This is a genomic window from Streptomyces sp. NPDC014801 (assembly GCF_043082085.1).
Lineage (GTDB): Bacteria > Actinomycetota > Actinomycetes > Streptomycetales > Streptomycetaceae > Streptomyces.
Genome location: NZ_JBIBXG010000009.1, coordinates 92,229 through 109,601, shown reverse-complemented (window position 1 = coordinate 109,601; position 17,373 = coordinate 92,229). Strand labels below are relative to the sequence as shown.

11 protein-coding genes and 1 pseudogene are annotated in these 17,373 nt (G+C 72.6%); 11 read left to right on the top strand and 1 reads right to left on the bottom strand.

Features of this window, described 5'->3' with window-relative positions; genetic code table 11:
• Window positions 1-85: 85 nt before the first annotated feature.
• From ACF1AL_RS22385 to ACF1AL_RS22375, 3 genes and pseudogenes are all read left to right on the top strand, one after another.
• Window positions 86-310, top strand: a complete 225-nt coding sequence (locus ACF1AL_RS22385; RefSeq protein ID WP_366836874.1) for a DUF4244 domain-containing protein — start codon at window positions 86-88, stop codon at window positions 308-310.
• Window positions 297-662, top strand: a complete 366-nt coding sequence (locus ACF1AL_RS22380) for a TadE family type IV pilus minor pilin (RefSeq protein WP_391820778.1) — start codon at window positions 297-299, stop codon at window positions 660-662. Before ACF1AL_RS22385 ends, ACF1AL_RS22380 begins: the two co-directional genes overlap by 14 nt.
• A pseudogene (locus ACF1AL_RS22375) lies at window positions 659-1,021 on the top strand (Rv3654c family TadE-like protein); the annotation flags it as partial. The gene ACF1AL_RS22380 and the pseudogene ACF1AL_RS22375, both read left to right, overlap by 4 nt.
• Before the next feature lie 40 nt (window positions 1,022-1,061).
• On the opposite strand, the gene ACF1AL_RS22370 reads toward ACF1AL_RS22375, so the two are convergent.
• Window positions 1,062-3,797, bottom strand: a complete 2,736-nt coding sequence (locus tag ACF1AL_RS22370; protein WP_391827062.1) for a DEAD/DEAH box helicase — start codon at window positions 3,795-3,797, stop codon at window positions 1,062-1,064.
• An 82-nt stretch (window positions 3,798-3,879) separates the two neighbouring features.
• Here ACF1AL_RS22370 and bldG point away from each other — a divergent pair, with 82 nt between their 5' ends.
• The 8 genes from bldG to tmk all read left to right on the top strand — a co-directional run bounded on the left by bldG (window position 3,880) and on the right by tmk (window position 17,357).
• Window positions 3,880-4,221: an anti-sigma factor antagonist BldG gene (gene bldG / locus ACF1AL_RS22365; RefSeq protein ID WP_009189842.1), complete on the top strand. Its 342-nt coding sequence runs from the start codon at window positions 3,880-3,882 to the stop codon at window positions 4,219-4,221.
• A gap of 106 nt (window positions 4,222-4,327) precedes the next feature.
• Window positions 4,328-4,759: an ATP-binding protein gene (locus ACF1AL_RS22360; RefSeq protein WP_366836871.1), complete on the top strand. Its 432-nt coding sequence runs from the start codon at window positions 4,328-4,330 to the stop codon at window positions 4,757-4,759.
• 323 nt (window positions 4,760-5,082) lie between these two features.
• Window positions 5,083-7,488, top strand: a complete 2,406-nt coding sequence (locus ACF1AL_RS22355) for a sodium-translocating pyrophosphatase (RefSeq protein ID WP_391827060.1) — start codon at window positions 5,083-5,085, stop codon at window positions 7,486-7,488.
• 194 nt (window positions 7,489-7,682) lie between these two features.
• Window positions 7,683-8,279, top strand: a complete 597-nt coding sequence (locus ACF1AL_RS22350) for a small secreted protein (RefSeq protein ID WP_366836869.1) — start codon at window positions 7,683-7,685, stop codon at window positions 8,277-8,279.
• Between the two features lie 537 nt (window positions 8,280-8,816).
• A complete protein-coding gene (locus ACF1AL_RS22345; protein ID WP_384202052.1) occupies window positions 8,817-10,343 on the top strand; it encodes a methyltransferase in 1,527 nt (508 codons plus the stop codon).
• Between the two features lie 320 nt (window positions 10,344-10,663).
• On the top strand, window positions 10,664-10,861 hold the full coding sequence (locus ACF1AL_RS22340; protein WP_384202055.1) for a hypothetical protein: 198 nt from the start codon (window positions 10,664-10,666) through the stop codon (window positions 10,859-10,861).
• Window positions 10,862-11,164: 303 nt separating this feature from the next.
• Complete coding sequence (gene topA / locus ACF1AL_RS22335; protein WP_391820781.1) at window positions 11,165-13,990, top strand: type I DNA topoisomerase; 2,826 nt, start codon at window positions 11,165-11,167, stop codon at window positions 13,988-13,990.
• Between the two features lie 145 nt (window positions 13,991-14,135).
• A complete protein-coding gene (tmk, locus tag ACF1AL_RS22330; protein WP_391827058.1) occupies window positions 14,136-17,357 on the top strand; it encodes a dTMP kinase in 3,222 nt (1,073 codons plus the stop codon).
• The last annotated feature ends 16 nt before the right edge of the window (window positions 17,358-17,373 follow it).

The window sequence follows — 17,373 nt, the reverse complement described above, 5'->3', positions numbered from 1 at the left end:
GTGGCCGGCGACCGGCCGACGGTCAGCGGTGTCTCTTCAAAGAAATCAAGCCAAGGCAACGGAACGGAACCTCACGGGGGTTGAGATGTACAAGGCGGTAAAGGTCCTGGTGCGGGCCCGGCTGCGGGCGTGGGTGCGCAAGGGACGCGCGGTGGTGCGCGGCGATGCCGGAATGGTCACGTCCGAGTACGCGGTCGGCGTGCTCGCGGCGGTGGCGTTCGCCACCGTGCTCTACAAGCTGGCGACGAGCGAGGCGGTCTCCGCGCAGCTGCAGGGCCTGATGAATCGAGCGCTCGGTGCGGCGGTGTGAGCGGCGCGGCGACGGCGGGTTCGTCACGGCGGAGACGGCGGTGGCGCTGCCGGTGCTGGTGCTGTTCGCCAGCGCGCTGGTATGGGGGCTGCTCGTCGTGGCGGCGCAGGTCCAGTGCGTGGACGCGGCGCGGACCGGGGCGCGTGCCGCCGCCCGCCAGGACCCGGTCGAGGAGGTGATCCGGGTGACCCGGGACACGGCGCCGCGAGGTGCCCGGGTCACCGTCGGCCGGGAGGGCGACCGGGTCCGGGTGACCGTCGAGGCCAGACCCGCCCTGCTGCACGGGCTGTCCTTCGAGCTCCGCGAGGAAGCCGTGGCGTTGGCGGAGGAGACGGTGGGGGGTGAGCCATGAGCCTGCGGCGGATCCCGGAGGGAGCCGTAGGCCGACCTGGCCGGGACGGGTTCGCTGGCCGCGTCCTGTGGGTGCTGCGCGTGGGCTGCCGCCGCACCCCGGGCGCGGACCGTGGTTCGGCCACCGTGTGGAGTGTCGGCGTGATCGCCGTGCTGTGCGTGGTGTTCGCGGCGGTGCTGGCCCTCGGACACGCCGTCGTGGTCCGGCACCGCGCGGCCGGCGGCGCGGACCTCGCGGCGCTCGCGGCGGCGGACCACTGGGCGGAGGGCACCGCGGGGGCCTGTGCCCGGGCGGACGGCGTGGCGCGGGCCCAGGGCGCCCGGCTGGTGCGGTGCGCGATCGTCGGCGAGGCCTCGGACGTGACGGCGGCCTCGGGGCGGGCCCCGTTCACCGCGGAGGTCAGGGCGAGAGCGGGCCCTGCGGCGCGGACACCGACGGATCCGCTGCCGAGCCTGCCACCGTCCCCGGGTCCGTCTTCCCCTCCGGCATCCTCTCCGTCCCCGAGCCCGGCTCCCTCGCAGTCCCCGAGTCCGGCGTCAGCTGCGTCCCCGGGGCCGGATTCCCCTCCGGGATCCCCTCGGTCCCCGGGACCGGCTGTCCCTGCGCCTCCGGGGCCGGCCGCCCCGCCGCCCCCGGCTCCGGCACCTCCCCTGCCAGCCCCGCGTCTGGCGCCTCCGACGGCTTCTCCTCCGGCGCCCCCCGCAGCAGCTCCGTGAGGAGGCGTACGGCGCCGCGTTTGTGGAGCGGGTCGTTGCCGTTGCCGCACTTGGGGGACTGGATGCAGGACGGGCAGCCGGCGTCGCACTCGCAGGAGGCGATGGCCTCGCGGGTGGCGGCGAGCCAGGCCCGGGCGGTGTGGAAGGCGCGCTCGGCGAAGCCCGCGCCGCCGGGGTGGCCGTCGTAGACGAAGACCGTCGGCAGGAGCGTGTCGGGGTGCAGCGGGATCGAGACGCCGCCGATGTCCCAGCGGTCGCAGGTCGCGAACAGCGGCAGCATGCCGATCGACGCGTGCTCGGCGGCGTGCAGGGAGCCCCCGAGGATCTCCGGGGTGATCCGGGCAGCGTCCAGCTGGTCCTCGGTGACCGTCCACCACACCGCTCGGGTGCGCAGGGTCCGTGGGGGCAGGTCGAGCTTCGTCTCGCCGAGCACCTCGCCGGTGATCAGCCGCCGGCGCAGAAAGGAGACCACTTGGTTGGTGACTTCCACCGAGCCGTAGCACAGGCGGCCCTCGCCCCACGGGATCTCGGTGTCCGTCTCCAGGACGGAGATCGCCGTGGTGTCGCGGGCCACGGTCGAATACGGCGGACTGGCCTGCTCCACCAGGGCGACCGAGTCCTCCAGGTCCAGGGAGCGCACCAGATAGGTGCGGCCCTGGTGGAGGTGGACGGCGCCCTCGTGGACGGTGCTGTGCGCGGCGGCCGCGTCGACCGTGCCGAGCAGCCGGCCGGTGCCGGTCTCCACGACCTGCACCGGGCGGCCGCCCGCGCCCCGGATGTCGGTCAGGTCGGCGGCCCGTTCACGGCGGGTCCAGTGCCAGGCCTTCGTCCGGCGGCGCAGCAGCTTGGCGGCCTCCAGCTGGGGCAGCACGTCCGCGCAGGAGGGTCCGAACAGCTCCAGGTCGTCCTCGGTCAGGGGCAGCTCGGCGGCGGCCGCGCACAGGTGGGGGGCGAGGACGTAGGGGTTGTCGGGGTCGAGGACCGTGGATTCCACCGGTTGGTCGAACAGGGCCTCGGGATGGTGGACGAGGAAGGTGTCCAGGGGGTCGTCGCGGGCGATCAGGACCGCCAGGGCGCCCTGCCCGGACCGTCCGGCCCGGCCCGCCTGCTGCCACAGCGACGCGCGGGTGCCCGGGTAGCCGGCGATCAGGACGGCGTCCAGGCCGGAGACGTCGACGCCGAGTTCCAGGGCGGTCGTCGCGGCGAGGCCGAGCAGCTCGCCGGAGTGCAGGGCGCGCTCCAGGGCGCGCCGTTCCTCCGGCAGATAGCCGCCCCGGTAGGCCGCGACACGCCGGGCGAGCGAGCGGTCGACCTCGGCGAGCCGTTCCTGCGTGATCACCGAGATCAGTTCGGCGCCACGCCGGGAGCGGACGAAGGCGACCGTGCGCACGCCCTGCACGGCGAGGTCGGTGAGGAGGTCGGCGGTCTCGGCCGTGGCGGTACGCCGAACGGGTGCACCTTTCTCGCCCTGCATCTCGGTGAGCGGGGGCTCCCACAGGGCGAACACCAGTTCACCGCGCGGGGAGGCGTCGTCGGCCACCTCGACCACCGGCAGGCCCGTCAGCCGGCGGGCGGCGACGGCGGGCTGCGCGGCCGTCGCGGAGGCCAGCAGGAACACCGGGAAGGAGCCGTAGCGGGCGCACAGGCGGCGCAGCCGGCGCAGCACCTGGGCGACGTGCGAGCCGAACACGCCCCGGTAGGTGTGACATTCGTCGATCACGACGTACCGCAGCGACTTCAGGAAGGAGGACCAGCGCGGGTGGGAGGGCAGGCTCCCGCGGTGCAGCATGTCCGGGTTGGTCAGCACGTAGTTGCCGTACTGGCGGATCCATTCCCGCTCCTCGAACGGGGTGTCGCCGTCGTACACGGCGGGCCGGACGGCATGGCCGAGCGGCTGTGAAAGTTCCTTCACCGACCGGCACTGGTCCGCCGCAAGTGCCTTGGTCGGCGCCAGGTACAGGGCGGTGGCGCCGCGGCCGTTCGGCGCCTGCGAGCCGTCCAGCAGGGCCGAGAGCACCGGCACCAGGTAGGCCAGGGACTTGCCGGAGGCGGTGCCGGTGGCGACCACCACCGAGTCGCCGTCCAGGGCGTGCTCGGCGGCCTCGGCCTGGTGGGCCCAGGGGTGCTCGATGCCGCAGGCCTGCACGGCCGCGACGACCTCCGGGCGGATCCGGTCCGGCCAGACGGCATGGCGGCCCGCGCGCGGGGGCAAGTGCTCCGTATGAGTGATGCGCGACGCGCGGCTGGGGCCCGAGGCGAGCCTGCCCAGGACAGCGCCCGGCTCCCGGTGGGAGACGTGGTCCGGGGCGGGTCGATCGGATCGGTGATTCTTGGCCATCGGCACCGAGTGTGTCACTGGCGTGACGGACAATGGAGTCAAGGCGTCGTGCACGCCTGCCGGTAAGTGATTGAATGCCATCGCGGCTGGCGAACCGTCCTTGGGGCTGCAAGCCGAGGTGTCCCGAGGGACGACCGCTCGATAGCAAGGTGCTGGAGGATCCGTGGACCTGTCCCTGTCGACCCGTACCGTCGGCGATCGTACGGTCGTCGAGGTCGGTGGCGAAATCGACGTATATACCGCGCCCAAGCTGCGCGAGCAGCTGGTCGAGCTGGTGAACGACGGGAATTTCCACCTCGTCGTGGACATGGAGGGCGTGGACTTCCTCGACTCCACCGGGCTCGGCGTGCTGGTGGGCGGACTCAAGCGGGTCCGTGCCCACGAGGGCTCGCTGCGCCTGGTCTGCAACCAGGAGCGCATTCTGAAGATCTTCCGCATCACCGGTCTGACCAAGGTGTTCCCGATCCACACCTCGGTCGACGAAGCGGTGGCGGCCACCGACTGAAGCCCGTCTCCCGGGTCCGCCCGGGACGGCCGAGTTGAACAACAGGGGGACCGGGCCCGTGCGGCCCGGCCCCTCGACAGCACGCCCGTAGTCGCGAGGGGGATGCATGGCCACCGTTGAGCTCCGCTTCAGCGCGCTGCCCGAGCATGTCAGGACCGCCCGGCTGGTGGCGGCGGCGGTGGCGCGCAGGGCCGGGGTGGACGAGGCCGTCCTCGACGAGGTCAGGCTCGCCGTCGGCGAGGCCTGCAGCCGTGCCGTCGGTCTGCACCGCAACGGCGGCATCAGCGCGCCCGTGAAGGTGGTGCTGGTCGAGGAGGAGAAGCAGTTCTCCATCGAGGTCGGCGACGAGGCGCGGCATGCCCCGATCGGAGCAGCGGCGGGCGACGGCGCCGAAGCCGACGCGGACGTCGAGGAGGACGAGATGGGCCTCGCGGTCATCTCCGGCCTCGTCGACGACGTGGAGGTGACCGCCGGGGAGCACGGTGGGCAGATCCGCATGACCTGGCCGACCACACCGCCGGCCACGGCGCTCACCTGACCGCACGGCGCGCCGCCCAGCCGACCGCGCGCCGCGCCTAGAGCGCACCACGACGAAGGGCCCCGCGATCTCGCGGGGCCCTTCGTCGTGTGCGGATGTCAGTGCCCCCACCTACAGTGGATCGTGCGCTGACTGCAGGCAGTGAACACGGTAATGGGCGCGACGCATTTCGTGAAGGAATTCACGATCGATGTCAACGCCCCAAAAGCGTTACCGCTATTTCGGTTCAGGCTCATTCCGTTTACCGCGCCCTGTTTTGATCAGGGCGGGGTACCTACAATCCGTCCACATCGTGAGCTCAGCCCAAGCGTCAAGGAGGACGAATGGCGGAGCTTTCCCTCTCACATCGGTTGGACCACCCCACGACCCTCGCCGCCGCGGTGCTCACCGACAACAACCGGATCCTGGTGATCGTCATCGGCGTCGTCGCGCTGGCCGCCCTGGTGGTCGCGGGCGTGCTGCTGCGGCAGGTCCTGACGGCGGGCGAGGGCACCGACAGCATGAAGAAGATCGCCGCGGCCGTCCAGGAAGGCGCGAACGCCTATCTGGCCCGGCAGCTGCGCACCCTCGGCGTATTCGCCGTCGTCGTGTTCTTCCTGCTCATGCTGCTGCCCGCGGACGACTGGAGTCAGCGAGCCGGGCGGTCGGTGTTCTTCTTGATCGGCGCGGCATTCTCGGCGGCCACCGGCTATATCGGCATGTGGCTCGCCGTGCGCAGCAATGTGCGGGTCGCCGCGGCGGCCCGGGAAGCAACTCCGGCACCCGGTGAACCGGAAAAGGATCTCACCGCGGTTTCCCACAAAGCGATGAAGATCGCTTTTCGTACGGGTGGCGTCGTCGGCATGTTCACGGTGGGGCTGGGCCTGCTGGGCGCGTCCTGCGTGGTGCTGGTGTACGCGGCGAACGCGCCGAAGGTGCTGGAGGGCTTCGGCCTGGGCGCGGCGCTGATCGCGATGTTCATGAGGGTGGGCGGTGGCATCTTCACCAAGGCCGCCGACGTCGGCGCCGACCTGGTCGGCAAGGTCGAGAAGGGCATTCCGGAGGACGACCCGCGCAATGCCGCGACCATTGCCGACAACGTGGGCGACAACGTCGGCGACTGCGCCGGCATGGCCGCCGACCTGTTCGAGTCCTACGCCGTCACCCTGGTCGCCGCGCTGATCCTCGGCAAGGCCGCCTTCGGCGACTCGGGGCTCGCCTTCCCGCTGCTCGTCCCCGCGATCGGGGTGATCACGGCGATGATCGGCATCTTCGCCGTGGCGCCGCGCCGCGCCGACCGCAGCGGCATGAGCGCGATCAACCGCGGTTTCTTCATCTCCGCGGTGATCTCGCTGGTGCTGGTCGCGATCGCCGTCTTCACCTATCTGCCGGCGAAGTACTCCGACCTGGCCGGCGTCAGCGACGCGGCGATCAGCGGCAAGAACGGCGACCCGCGCGTGCTCGCCCTGGTCGCGGTGGCGATCGGCATCCTGCTGGCCGCCGTGATCCAGCAGCTGACCGGCTACTTCACCGAGACCACCCGCCGTCCCGTCCGGGACATCGGCAAGACGTCCCTCACCGGCCCGGCCACGGTCGTCCTCGCCGGTATCTCCGTCGGACTGGAATCGGCCGTCTACACGGCCTTGTTGATCGGCCTGAGCGTGTACGGGGCGTTCCTGCTCGGCGGTACGTCGATCATGCTCGCGCTGTTCGCGGTCGCGCTGGCCGGCACCGGCCTGCTCACCACGGTCGGTGTGATCGTCGCGATGGACACCTTCGGCCCGGTCTCCGACAACGCGCAGGGCATCGCCGAGATGTCCGGGGACGTCGAGGGCGCGGGCGCGCAGGTGCTCACCAACCTCGACGCGGTCGGCAACACCACCAAGGCCATCACCAAGGGCATCGCCATCGCCACGGCCGTGCTCGCGGCGTCGGCGCTGTTCGGGTCGTACCGCGACGCGATCACCTCCAACGTCCGGGACGTCGGCGAGAAGCTGACCGGGGCGGGCGCCCCGCTGACCCTGTCGATGGACATCTCCCAGCCCAACAACCTCGTCGGGCTCATGGCGGGCGCCGCGGTCGTCTTCCTCTTCTCGGGGCTGGCGATCAACGCGGTGTCGCGCTCGGCGGGTTCGGTGGTCTTCGAGGTGCGCCGGCAGTTCCGTGAGAAGCCCGGGATCATGGACTTCACGGAGAAACCGGAGTACGGCAAGGTCGTCGACATCTGCACCAAGGACGCGCTGCGGGAGCTCGCCACGCCCGGGCTGCTCGCTGTGATGGCGCCGATCTTCATCGGGTTCACGCTCGGTGTCGGCGCGCTCGGCGCGTATCTGGCGGGCGCGATCGGCGCGGGCACGCTGATGGCGGTGTTCCTGGCCAACTCCGGCGGCGCCTGGGACAACGCCAAGAAGCTCGTCGAGGACGGCCACCACGGCGGCAAGGGCAGCGAGGCGCACGCGGCGACGGTCATCGGCGACACGGTCGGCGACCCGTTCAAGGACACCGCGGGTCCCGCGATCAACCCACTGCTGAAGGTCATGAACCTGGTGTCGCTGCTCATCGCACCCGCGGTCATCAAGTTCTCCTACGGCGCGGACAAGAGCGTCGGGATCAGGGTCCTGGTCGCGGTGCTCGCCTTCCTGGTGATCCTGGTGGCGGTGTACGTCTCCAAGCGGCGCGGTATCGCCGTGGGTGACGAGGACAACGCAGAGGAGTCGCCCAAGTCGCCCGATCCGGCGGTGGTTTCCTAGATCCGGCGGACGGGTCCTGCTCCAAGGGGCGGGCGGGCGGCGCGTGTTGGCGCGCCGCCCGCCCGCTCGCCGTGTGCGGCGACCGGGTTCGTGAGCCTTCTCTCGCTTGGTGCGAATGGCTTCAAAAGTGATTAATCGGGCATCCCGAGTGCAGGTGTCGCACGGGCGGCGTGTATGTTCCGGGGCCGAGAGCCATGGAAGGGACCAATCCGGTGAACAAGAAGCTCGCGGCCGCACTGTCCGGCGGTGCGGTACTGGTACTGGCGCTGTCCGGATGCAGCAGCGACAACGGCAACGAGAAGCTGGATGCCTGGGCCAAGCAGGTCTGTGACGCCGTTCAGCCGCAGGCGAAGAAGATCGAGGCCGCGAACGCCGCGATCCAGAAGGAGACCTCGGACAACAGCGCACCCAAGGACGTGCAGGCGACCGACGCGCGGGCCTTCCAGGACATGTCCGACGCGTACAAGGCGATCGGGGCGGCGGTGCAGCGCGCCGGGGCGCCGAACGTGGACGGCGGCGAGAAGAAGCAGCAGGACGCGGTCAAGGAGCTCGACGCGCTGTCCGCGAAGTACGCGGCGCTGAAGAAGCAGGTCGACGCGTTGAACACCACGGACCAGGCGAAGTTCGCCGACGGTCTCAAGGGAATCGCCACCGAGCTGGACAAGCTCAGCAAGAGCGGCAGCGACGCGCTGAAGAACCTGGAGGAGGGCGACGTCGGCAAGGCGATGAGCAAGCAGGAGAGCTGCAAGACCGCCTCCGCGCCGGCGGCCCCCTCGGCCTCCAAGAGCTGACCCCGGCTCCCGGGCGCCGGGCCGGCCCCCGCCGAGACCCGGCGCCGGGCCCGCTCCCGCCGAGACCCTGCGCCGGCTCGACGCCGGCGACCGGCCGCCTACGGCGGATCCCGGCCGCCGGGGCCTGACGCCGCTCCGTGGCCGGCGTAGGCCTTGACGGCAGTCGCGGTCCTGACGGTCGCGGCCGCCTCGGCCGCCGACACGCGCGCACGAACGGTTCCTGGCCGGGGCGCGGGTGGCCGCGCACGTGCGCGACCTGCGGCCACCAAGGCCCGACCCCGCCCTGATGGCCGGTCCATGCCTGAACGGCCGACGGCCTCGCCCGGCCGCGACGGCCGACGCGGATCCCGGCGCAGTCGGCGGCCGGCCCGGCGCCGGGTCTGGAACCCGGCCGGGGCGTCGATTCCGGCCGTCACCCCCGGCCGCCAAGAGGCCGATGCCCCCGCGCAGTGGCCGACGCAGGCGCAGGCGCAGGGGAGGAAGCAGGCCATCCGCCCCGCCCCCGTATGCCCGCGCTCTGCGAGGTCGCGGGACACAATGGGGAGCGTGAGTAACGCCAGTCTCTCCCCCCTGCCCTCCGTCGACCGGGACGTCGCCGCGCGGCTGCGTGATGCGCTGCTCGGTGCCTCGTTCACCGCTGACGGGCTGCTCGACCTGCTCGGAGCGCCCGCCTACGCCGCGCTGGCCCGCAGCGAGACCGTGCCCGCGCTGCGGGCGACCCGTGGCGACACGCCGCTGGAGACGTTCGTACGGCTGTTCCTGCTGCAGCAGCCGGTGCCGCACGCGCGCGTGGCGGACGTACTGCCGGTGGACGCCTGCCTGGAGAGCGGCTGGCTCGTCCGCGCCGGCGGGGACGAGGTGGCCGCCACCGTGGACGTACGGCCGTACGGCGGACCCGACGGCGAGGACTGGTTCATCGTCTCCGACCTGGGCTGCGCGGTCGGCGGCGCCGGCGGCATCGGCAGCCGCGACGAAGGGGTCGTGCTCGGGGTCGGCGGCGCCTCCACGACGCTGGCCGGCATCACCGTGCGGACGCCCGTCTCCGCCGCGCTGGACCTCGGCACCGGATCCGGCATCCAGGCCCTGCACGCGGCCCGGCACGCCACGCGAGTGACCGCCACCGACCTCAACCCCCGCGCGCTGCACATCACCGCGCTGACCCTGGCGCTGTCCGGCGCGCCGGAGGCGGATCTGCGGCAGGGCTCGCTGTTCGAGCCGCTGCGCGCCGACGAGACGTTCGACCTGATCGTCTCCAACCCGCCGTTCGTGATCTCGCCCGGCGCCCGGCTGACCTACCGGGACGGCGGCATGGGCGGGGACGATCTGTGCCGCTCGCTCGTTCAGGGGGCAGGGGAACGGCTGAACGCGGGCGGGTTCGCGCAGTTCCTCGCCAACTGGCAGCACGTCGAAGGGGAGGACTGGCAGGACAGGCTCAGGTCATGGGTGCCCCGCGGCTGCGACGCGTGGATCGTGCAGCGCGAGGTGCAGGACGTCACGCAGTACGCCGAGCTGTGGCTGAGGGACGCCGGTGACCACCGGGCGGACCCGGCCGAGTACCAGGCGCGGTACGACGCGTGGCTCGAGGAGTTCGAGTCGCGCAAGGTGAAGGCCGTCGGCTTCGGGTGGATCACCCTGCGCCGTACGGACTCCGACGAGCCGTCGATCACCGTCGAGGAGTGGCCGCACCCGGTCGAGCAGCCGCTCGGCGACACCATCCGGGCGCACTTCCGGCGCCTGGACCACCTGCGCGCGCACGACGACGCGGCGCTGCTCGCGGCGCACTACCGGCTGGCCGCCGAGGTGGTCCAGGAGCAGGTCGGGCTGCCCGGCGCCGAGGACCCCGAGCACGTCGTGCTGCGGCAGAACCGCGGCATGCGCCGGGCCACCAAGGTCGACACGGTCGGCGCGGGCTTCGCCGGCGTGTGTGACGGCACGCTGAGCGCGGGCCGCATCCTGGACGCGATCGCCCAGCTGATGGGCGAGGACCCGGTCCTGCTGCGCGACCGCACGCCGGCCCAGATCCGGCTGCTGGTGGAACAGGGGTTCCTCGACCCGGCCGAGTGAGGGCACGGGGGCCGGCCCCTGGCAGCGAAGGAGCGGTGAGCCGCCGGGGAGCCGAGGGAGAGGGGGCGCCCCTGGGGGGACTGAGCTTCCTGGGAGTACCGAGCCCCCTGGGGGTGCCGAGCCCACCGTGAGCCGTCCCGGCGGAGAAAAAACGGCGCGGCGCGAAAAAAGGCGGAAAGTCGTCCGCGCCGTACCGCCGAGGGGCGTGCGGGGGGAGTCGGCGGTGTGCCGTTCACCCGGGGTTCGCCTGCCCGCCGTCCGTGCGTGTCAGTGTCTGCGCACCGGGCACTCGCGGACGGGAGAACAGGGGCACGCCAGCCATGGAGAGCGGACCGGCGATCTTCACCGGAGCGGTGTTCGCCCTGTTCGGAGGCGCACTGCTGGTGTGGACCGGTATCCGGGCGAGGCAGGGGGAGCCGGTCGCCCACGGTGTGAGGCCGGTCGCATCGGCGGCCCTCGCGACACTCGCGGCGGTGGCCGCGCTGGGCACCGGCCTGTGGTGCTTCACGCAGGTCTGAGGCCGCTGTACGGCATCGACCGCGAGTAATAGGAATGTGACGCTCCGGACAGGACCGGAAGGGCGGCTGGGCACTCCGGGCGGCAGGATCGGCGTTACTCGGGTTACCGTTCGAGTGGCCGTTGCGGGCTTTTCCCGTTTGACACGGGGGCGGGATGTACCGTCACACTCCGCAGCGTCACCAGCGAGCGCGCCGACGGGACCGGCGGTAGAGCCCGTCAGGCGAGCGCGCCACGAAGTGAAGACCCGACCCCGGCAATCAAGGCCTGGGGAGGCCCAGCGTCGACCGGAGAGAAGAGCGAAGTTGTCCCCGACCAGCGAGACCGCACAGGGCGGCCGCCGACTCGTCATCGTCGAGTCGCCTGCCAAGGCGAAGACGATCAAGGGCTATCTCGGCCCCGGCTACGTCGTCGAAGCGAGCGTCGGGCACATCCGTGACCTTCCCAACGGCGCCGCGGAGGTGCCCGAGAAGTACACCGGCGAGGTCCGCCGCCTCGGCGTGGACGTCGAGCACGACTTCCAGCCGGTCTATGTCGTCAACGCCGACAAGAAAGCGCAGGTCAAGAAGCTCAAGGACCTGCTGAAGGAGTCCGACGAGCTCTACCTCGCCACCGATGAGGACCGCGAGGGCGAGGCCATCGCCTGGCACCTGCAGGAGGTGCTCAAGCCGAAGGTCCCGGTCAAGCGGATGGTCTTCCACGAGATCACCAAGTCCGCGATCCAGGCCGCCGTCGCCAACCCGCGCCAGCTCAACCAGAAGCTGGTCGACGCCCAGGAGACCCGCCGCATCCTCGACCGCCTCTACGGCTACGAGGTCTCCCCGGTGCTGTGGAAGAAGGTCATGCCCCGGCTGTCGGCCGGCCGCGTGCAGTCCGTCGCCACCCGGCTCGTGGTGGAGCGGGAACGCGAGCGCATCGCGTTCCGTTCCGCCGAGTACTGGGATCTGACGGGCACCTTCGCCACCGGCCGCGCGGGGGACCCGTCCGACCCGTCGTCGCTGGTCGCACGCCTGCAGAGCGTCGACGGCCGGCGGATCGCGCAGGGCCGTGACTTCGACTCCCTTGGCCAGCTCAAGAGCGCGAACACCCTCCACCTCGACGAGGCGAACGCCCGCGCCCTGGCCGCCGCCCTGGAGAACACGCAGTTCTCCGTGCGCTCCGTCGAGTCCAAGCCGTACCGCCGCTCGCCGTACGCCCCGTTCCGTACGACGACGCTGCAGCAGGAGGCCAGCCGCAAGCTCGGCTTCGGCGCGAAGGCGACCATGCAGATCGCGCAGAAGCTGTACGAGAACGGCTACATCACGTACATGCGTACGGACTCCACGACGCTGAGCGACACCGCCATCGCGGCCGCTCGCGCCCAGGTCACGCAGCTGTACGGGGCCGACTACCTGCCGCCCCAGCCGCGTACCTACGCCGCCAAGGTGAAGAACGCGCAGGAGGCGCACGAAGCGATCCGTCCCTCGGGGGACCGTTTCCGCACGCCCGCGGAGACCGGCCTGACCGGCGACCAGTTCAAGCTGTACGAGCTGATCTGGAAGCGGACCGTCGCCTCCCAGATGAAGGACGCGACCGGTAACTCCGTCACCGTGAAGATCGGCGGCACCGCCGCCGACGGGCGGGACGTCGAGTTCAGCGCGTCCGGCAAGACGATCACCTTCCACGGCTTCCTCAAGGCCTACGTCGAGGGCGCCGACGACCCGAACGCCGAACTCGACGACCGCGAGCGCCGGCTGCCGCAGGTCTCCGAGGGCGACCGGCTCGCCGCCGAAGAGATCACCGTCGACGGCCACGCGACCAAGCCCCCGGCCCGCTACACCGAGGCCTCCTTGGTCAAGGAGCTCGAAGAGCGCGAGATCGGCCGCCCGTCGACGTACGCGTCGATCATCGGCACGATCCTCGACCGCGGCTATGTGTTCAAGAAGGGCACGGCCCTCGTGCCGTCCTTCCTGTCCTTCGCCGTCGTCAACCTGCTGGAGAAGCACTTCGGCCGGCTCGTCGACTACGACTTCACCGCCAAGATGGAGGACGACCTCGACCGCATCGCCCGCGGCGAGGCCCAGGCCGTGCCGTGGCTGAAGCGCTTCTACTTCGGCGAGGGCAGCGCCGAGGGCGCCGCGGCCGACGCCGGCAACGGCGACGGCGACCACCTCGGCGGCCTCAAGGAGCTGGTGACCGACCTCGGTGCGATCGACGCCCGCGAGGTGTCCTCGTTCCCCGTCGGCAACGGCATCGTGCTCCGCGTCGGCCGCTACGGGCCGTACATCGAGCGCGGCGAGAAGGACACCGAGGAGCACCAGCGCGCCGACATCCCCGCCGACCTGGCGCCGGACGAGCTGACCGTCGAGCTCGCCGAGGAACTGCTCGCCAAGCCGAGCGGCGACTACGAGCTGGGCACCGACCCGGCGACCGGTCACACGATCGTCGCCAAGGACGGCCGCTACGGCCCGTACGTCACCGAGATCCTGCCCGAGGGCACCCCGAAGACCGGCAAGAACGCGGTCAAGCCGCGCACGGCGTCGCTGTTCAAGTCGATGTCCCTGGACACGGTCACCCTCGACGACGCGCTGAAGCTGATGTCGCTCCCGCGCGTCGTCGGCACCGACGCCGAGGGCCAGGAGATCACCGCGCAGAACGGCCGCTACGGCCCGTACCTGAAGAAGGGCACGGACTCGCGGTCCCTGCAGTCCGAGGAGCAGCTCTTCACGATCACGCTGGAAGAGGCGCTGGCGATCTACGCCCAGCCCAAGCAGCGCGGACGTGCCGCGGCCAAGCCGCCGCTGAAGGAGCTGGGCGAGGACCCGGTCAGCGGCAAGCCGGTCGTGGTCAAGGACGGCCGCTTCGGCCCGTACGTCACCGACGGGGAGACCAACGCGACCCTGCGCTCCGGCGACAGCGTCGAGACGATCACCCCCGAGCGCGGCTTCGAGCTGCTCGCCGAGAAGCGCGCGAAGGGCCCCGCCAAGAAGACGGCGAAGAAGGCGGCGGCCAAGAAGACGACCACCGCGAAGAAGACGACGACGGCCAAGAAGACGGCCGCGAAGAAGACGACCACGGCGAAGAAGGCCACCACCGCCCAGAAGACGGCCGCGAAGAAGACCGCGGCGTCCAAGGCGCCGGCCGAGGACTGACGGCCCGCCGGCCGAGCCGCCGTCGGCGGGTCGCGCCGGCGCCGCGTTCGCACAAGGCACGCCCCGGCACCCAAATCGGTGTCGGGGCGCGCGCCTGTTCGGACGGTCGACGGTGACTGTCGGTGGCGCCCGATAGTCTGAATGCATGACGCGAGCCGACCAGCCAACGGCCCCCAACCCGGTCCCGGACGACGCCCTGGTAGCGGACTCCCGCGAGCGCGCCGTCCGCGCGCTGTTGCGCCATCCGCAGCTCAGGCGGTTGTGGAGCGCACAGGTGGTGGGCGGTGTCGGAGATGTCCTCGCGCTGCTGGTCCTGGTGCTGCTCGCCCTGCAGGCGGCGATCGACCAGGGCTCCTTCGGCGGCGGCTACCGGGGCGTGGCGTTCGCAGTGGCGACCGTCTTCGCCGTGCGCATTCTCGGCACCCTGCTCTTCGGCGCTGTCCTGCTGGGCCCGCTGACGTCGCTGACCTCCCAGGACGGTCCGCTCGACCGCCGCTGGACCATGGTCGGCGCGGACGGCGTCCGGGCCGCGCTGCTCATCGTCGCGCCCCTGTGGATCGACTGGACGCCGCGCGACGCCCTCGCCGTCCTGCTCGTCACCGTCTTCCTCACCTCGATCGCCGAGCGCCTGTGGACGGTGTGCCGGGAGAGCGCGGCCCCCGCGCTGCTGCCCGCCCCGCCGCCCGAGGGCGCCACCGTCCGTCCGCTGCCCGACCACCTCGACGCCCTGCGCCGCCTGTCCCTGCGGACCGCGTTCGCCGTGATCCCGGTCGGCGCGGCCGTCCTGGTCCTCGCCGCCCTGCTGAACAACCTGCTGGGCACCGGCATCGACTGGTTCGACCAGCACAAGGCGGCCCTCGCCTCCTACGTGGCGGCCGGCCTGTTCGCCGCCTCCCTGTCCGTGCTGACCTTCCTGGAGCTGCCCGCCACGCGCACCCCGCGCGCCCGCTCGCCGCTGGAGGGCCTGCGCCGCCCGAAGACCGGCACCGGCGCCGACAAGGGCCGCACCGGCGCGATCCCGCTGCTCGTGTTCGCGTGCGCGGCCGTCGCCGGGGCGATCTCCGCGGCCGTCGCCGTGTGCGTGCTGCACGCCAAGGACCTGGGCGGCGGCCCGGTCCTCTACGGCCTGCTCGTCGCCGCGCTCACCGGCGGCGTCGTGGTCGGCATCCGTACGGCGCCCAAGGTGCTGGTGTCGCTGTCGCGGCGCCGCCTGCTGTCCCTGTCGATCGCCTTCACCGGTGTCGCCCTGCTCGCCGCCGGCCTCGTCCCGGACGTCACCAGCGTCCTGCTGATCGCCGCCCTCGCCGGAGTCGGCGCGGGCGTGGCCGCCAACACCGGGCACACCCTGCTCGACCAGGAGACCGAGGACTACCGCCGGCCGCGCATCACCGAGCACCTGCACGCCGTCGTCCGGGTCTTCCTCGCGCTCGCCGCGGTGATCGCGCCGCTGGTCGCCGCCGGCATCGGGCCGCACCGCCTGCAGAACGGCAAGTTCGTCTTCGCCCACGGTGGCGCCGCGTTCACGCTGATGCTCGTCGGCGCGCTGCTGCTGCCGGTGGCCGTGCTGGTGCTGGCCAAGGTCGACGACCGCGCGGGCGTACCGCTGCGGCACGACCTGCGCGACGCGCTGCTCGGCGACGACCCGGTGCAGGCGCCCGCCGGCACCGGCTTCTTCATCGCCCTGGAGGGCGGCGACGGCGCCGGCAAGTCCACCCAGGCCGAGGCGCTCGCCGAGTGGATCCGCGGCAAGGGCCACGAGGTCGTCGTCACGCGCGAGCCCGGTGCCACGCCCGTCGGCAAGCGGCTGCGCTCCATCCTGCTGGACGTGTCGTCGGCCGGGCTGTCCCACCGCGCGGAGGCGCTGCTGTACGCCGCCGACCGCGCCGAGCACGTGGACACCGTCGTGCGGCCCGCCCTGGAGCGCGGGGCGGTCGTCATCTCCGACCGGTACATCGACTCCTCCGTCGCCTACCAGGGCGCCGGCCGCGACCTGTCCCCGACGGAGGTCGCCCGCATCAACCGCTGGGCCACCAACGGCCTCGTACCGCATCTGACCGTGCTGCTGGACGTCGCGCCGGAGACCGCGCGCGAGCGGTTCACCGAGGCCCCGGACCGGCTGGAGTCGGAGCCGGCGGAGTTCCACGCGCGCGTGCGCTCCGGCTTCCTCACCCTCGCCGCCGCCGACCCCGGCCGCTACCTCGTGGTCGACGCCGGCCAGGAGCCCGAGGCGGTCACCACCGTCATCCGGCACCGGCTCGACCAGGTGCTGCCGCTGTCCGAGGCCGAGATCAAGGCCCAGGAGGAGGCCCGGCGCAAGGCCGAGGAGGAGGCGCGCCGCAAGGCCGAGGAAGAAGCCGCCCGCAAGGCCGAGGAGGAGCGCCTGGAGCGCGAGCGCCAGGAGGAGCTCGCCCGGCTGCGCGCCGAGGAGGAGGAGCGCAAGCGGCGCGAGCTGGAGGAGGCCCAGCGCCGCGAGGCCGAACGGCAGGCCGAGGAGGCCCGGCAGCGCGCCGAGGAAGCACGCCGGCGCGCCGAGGAGGAGCGGGCCCGGCTGCTCGCCGAGGAGAAGGCCCGCGCCGAGGAGGAGGCCCGCCGCCGGGCCGAGGAGGAGCAGCGGCGCAAGCAGGCCGAGGAGGAGGCCCGGCTGCGCGCCGAGGCCGAACGGCAGCGCCTGGAGAAGCAGCGCAAGGCCGAGGAGGCCCTGCTGCGCGCCGAGGAGGCCCGCCGTGCGGCGGAACAGGCCGCGGCGGCCGCCCAGGCCGGCCCCAAGCCGGCCCCGCCGGCCGTGGCGCCGGAGGCGGTGACCGTGCCGACGCCGGTGGTGACCCCGACGAACGCGACGGGCGGCCCCCTGGAGGAGACGGCGGTCCTGCGCCCCGTACGGGACGAGCCGGCCGACGCCGACCGCTCCGGCCCGCCCGCCGAGGCCTCCGACACCGAGGTCACGGCGGAACTGCCGCAGCCGCCGGTGCCGCAGGGCGCGGCCGACGAGACGGCGGTGCTGCCGAAGACCCCGCCGGGCGCGGCGGACGAGACCGCGGTGCTGCCGCCGGTGCCCCCGGCGGACGCCGAGGAGACCGCCGTCCTGCCGCCGGTGCGCGAGGAGGACGCCGCGGACCGGGTGCCGCCGGGCTACTTCCGCGACGAGCGGCCCGCGTCCCCGCGTCCCGACGGCTCCGACGACCGCACGCGCGAGCTGCCGCAGCTCGACGCGGACGGCACGCCCACGCGCCGCCCGCGCTCGGACTGGGCGGAGGAGACCCCGCTGGACGACCTGCCGACCCTCGCCGACGAACTCCTCGGCCCGCGCTACGACGACGAGGAGCACGACGAGGACGAGCGGGGCCGGCGACGGGGCCGGGGCCGCTGAGGCCGCTGAGGCGAAC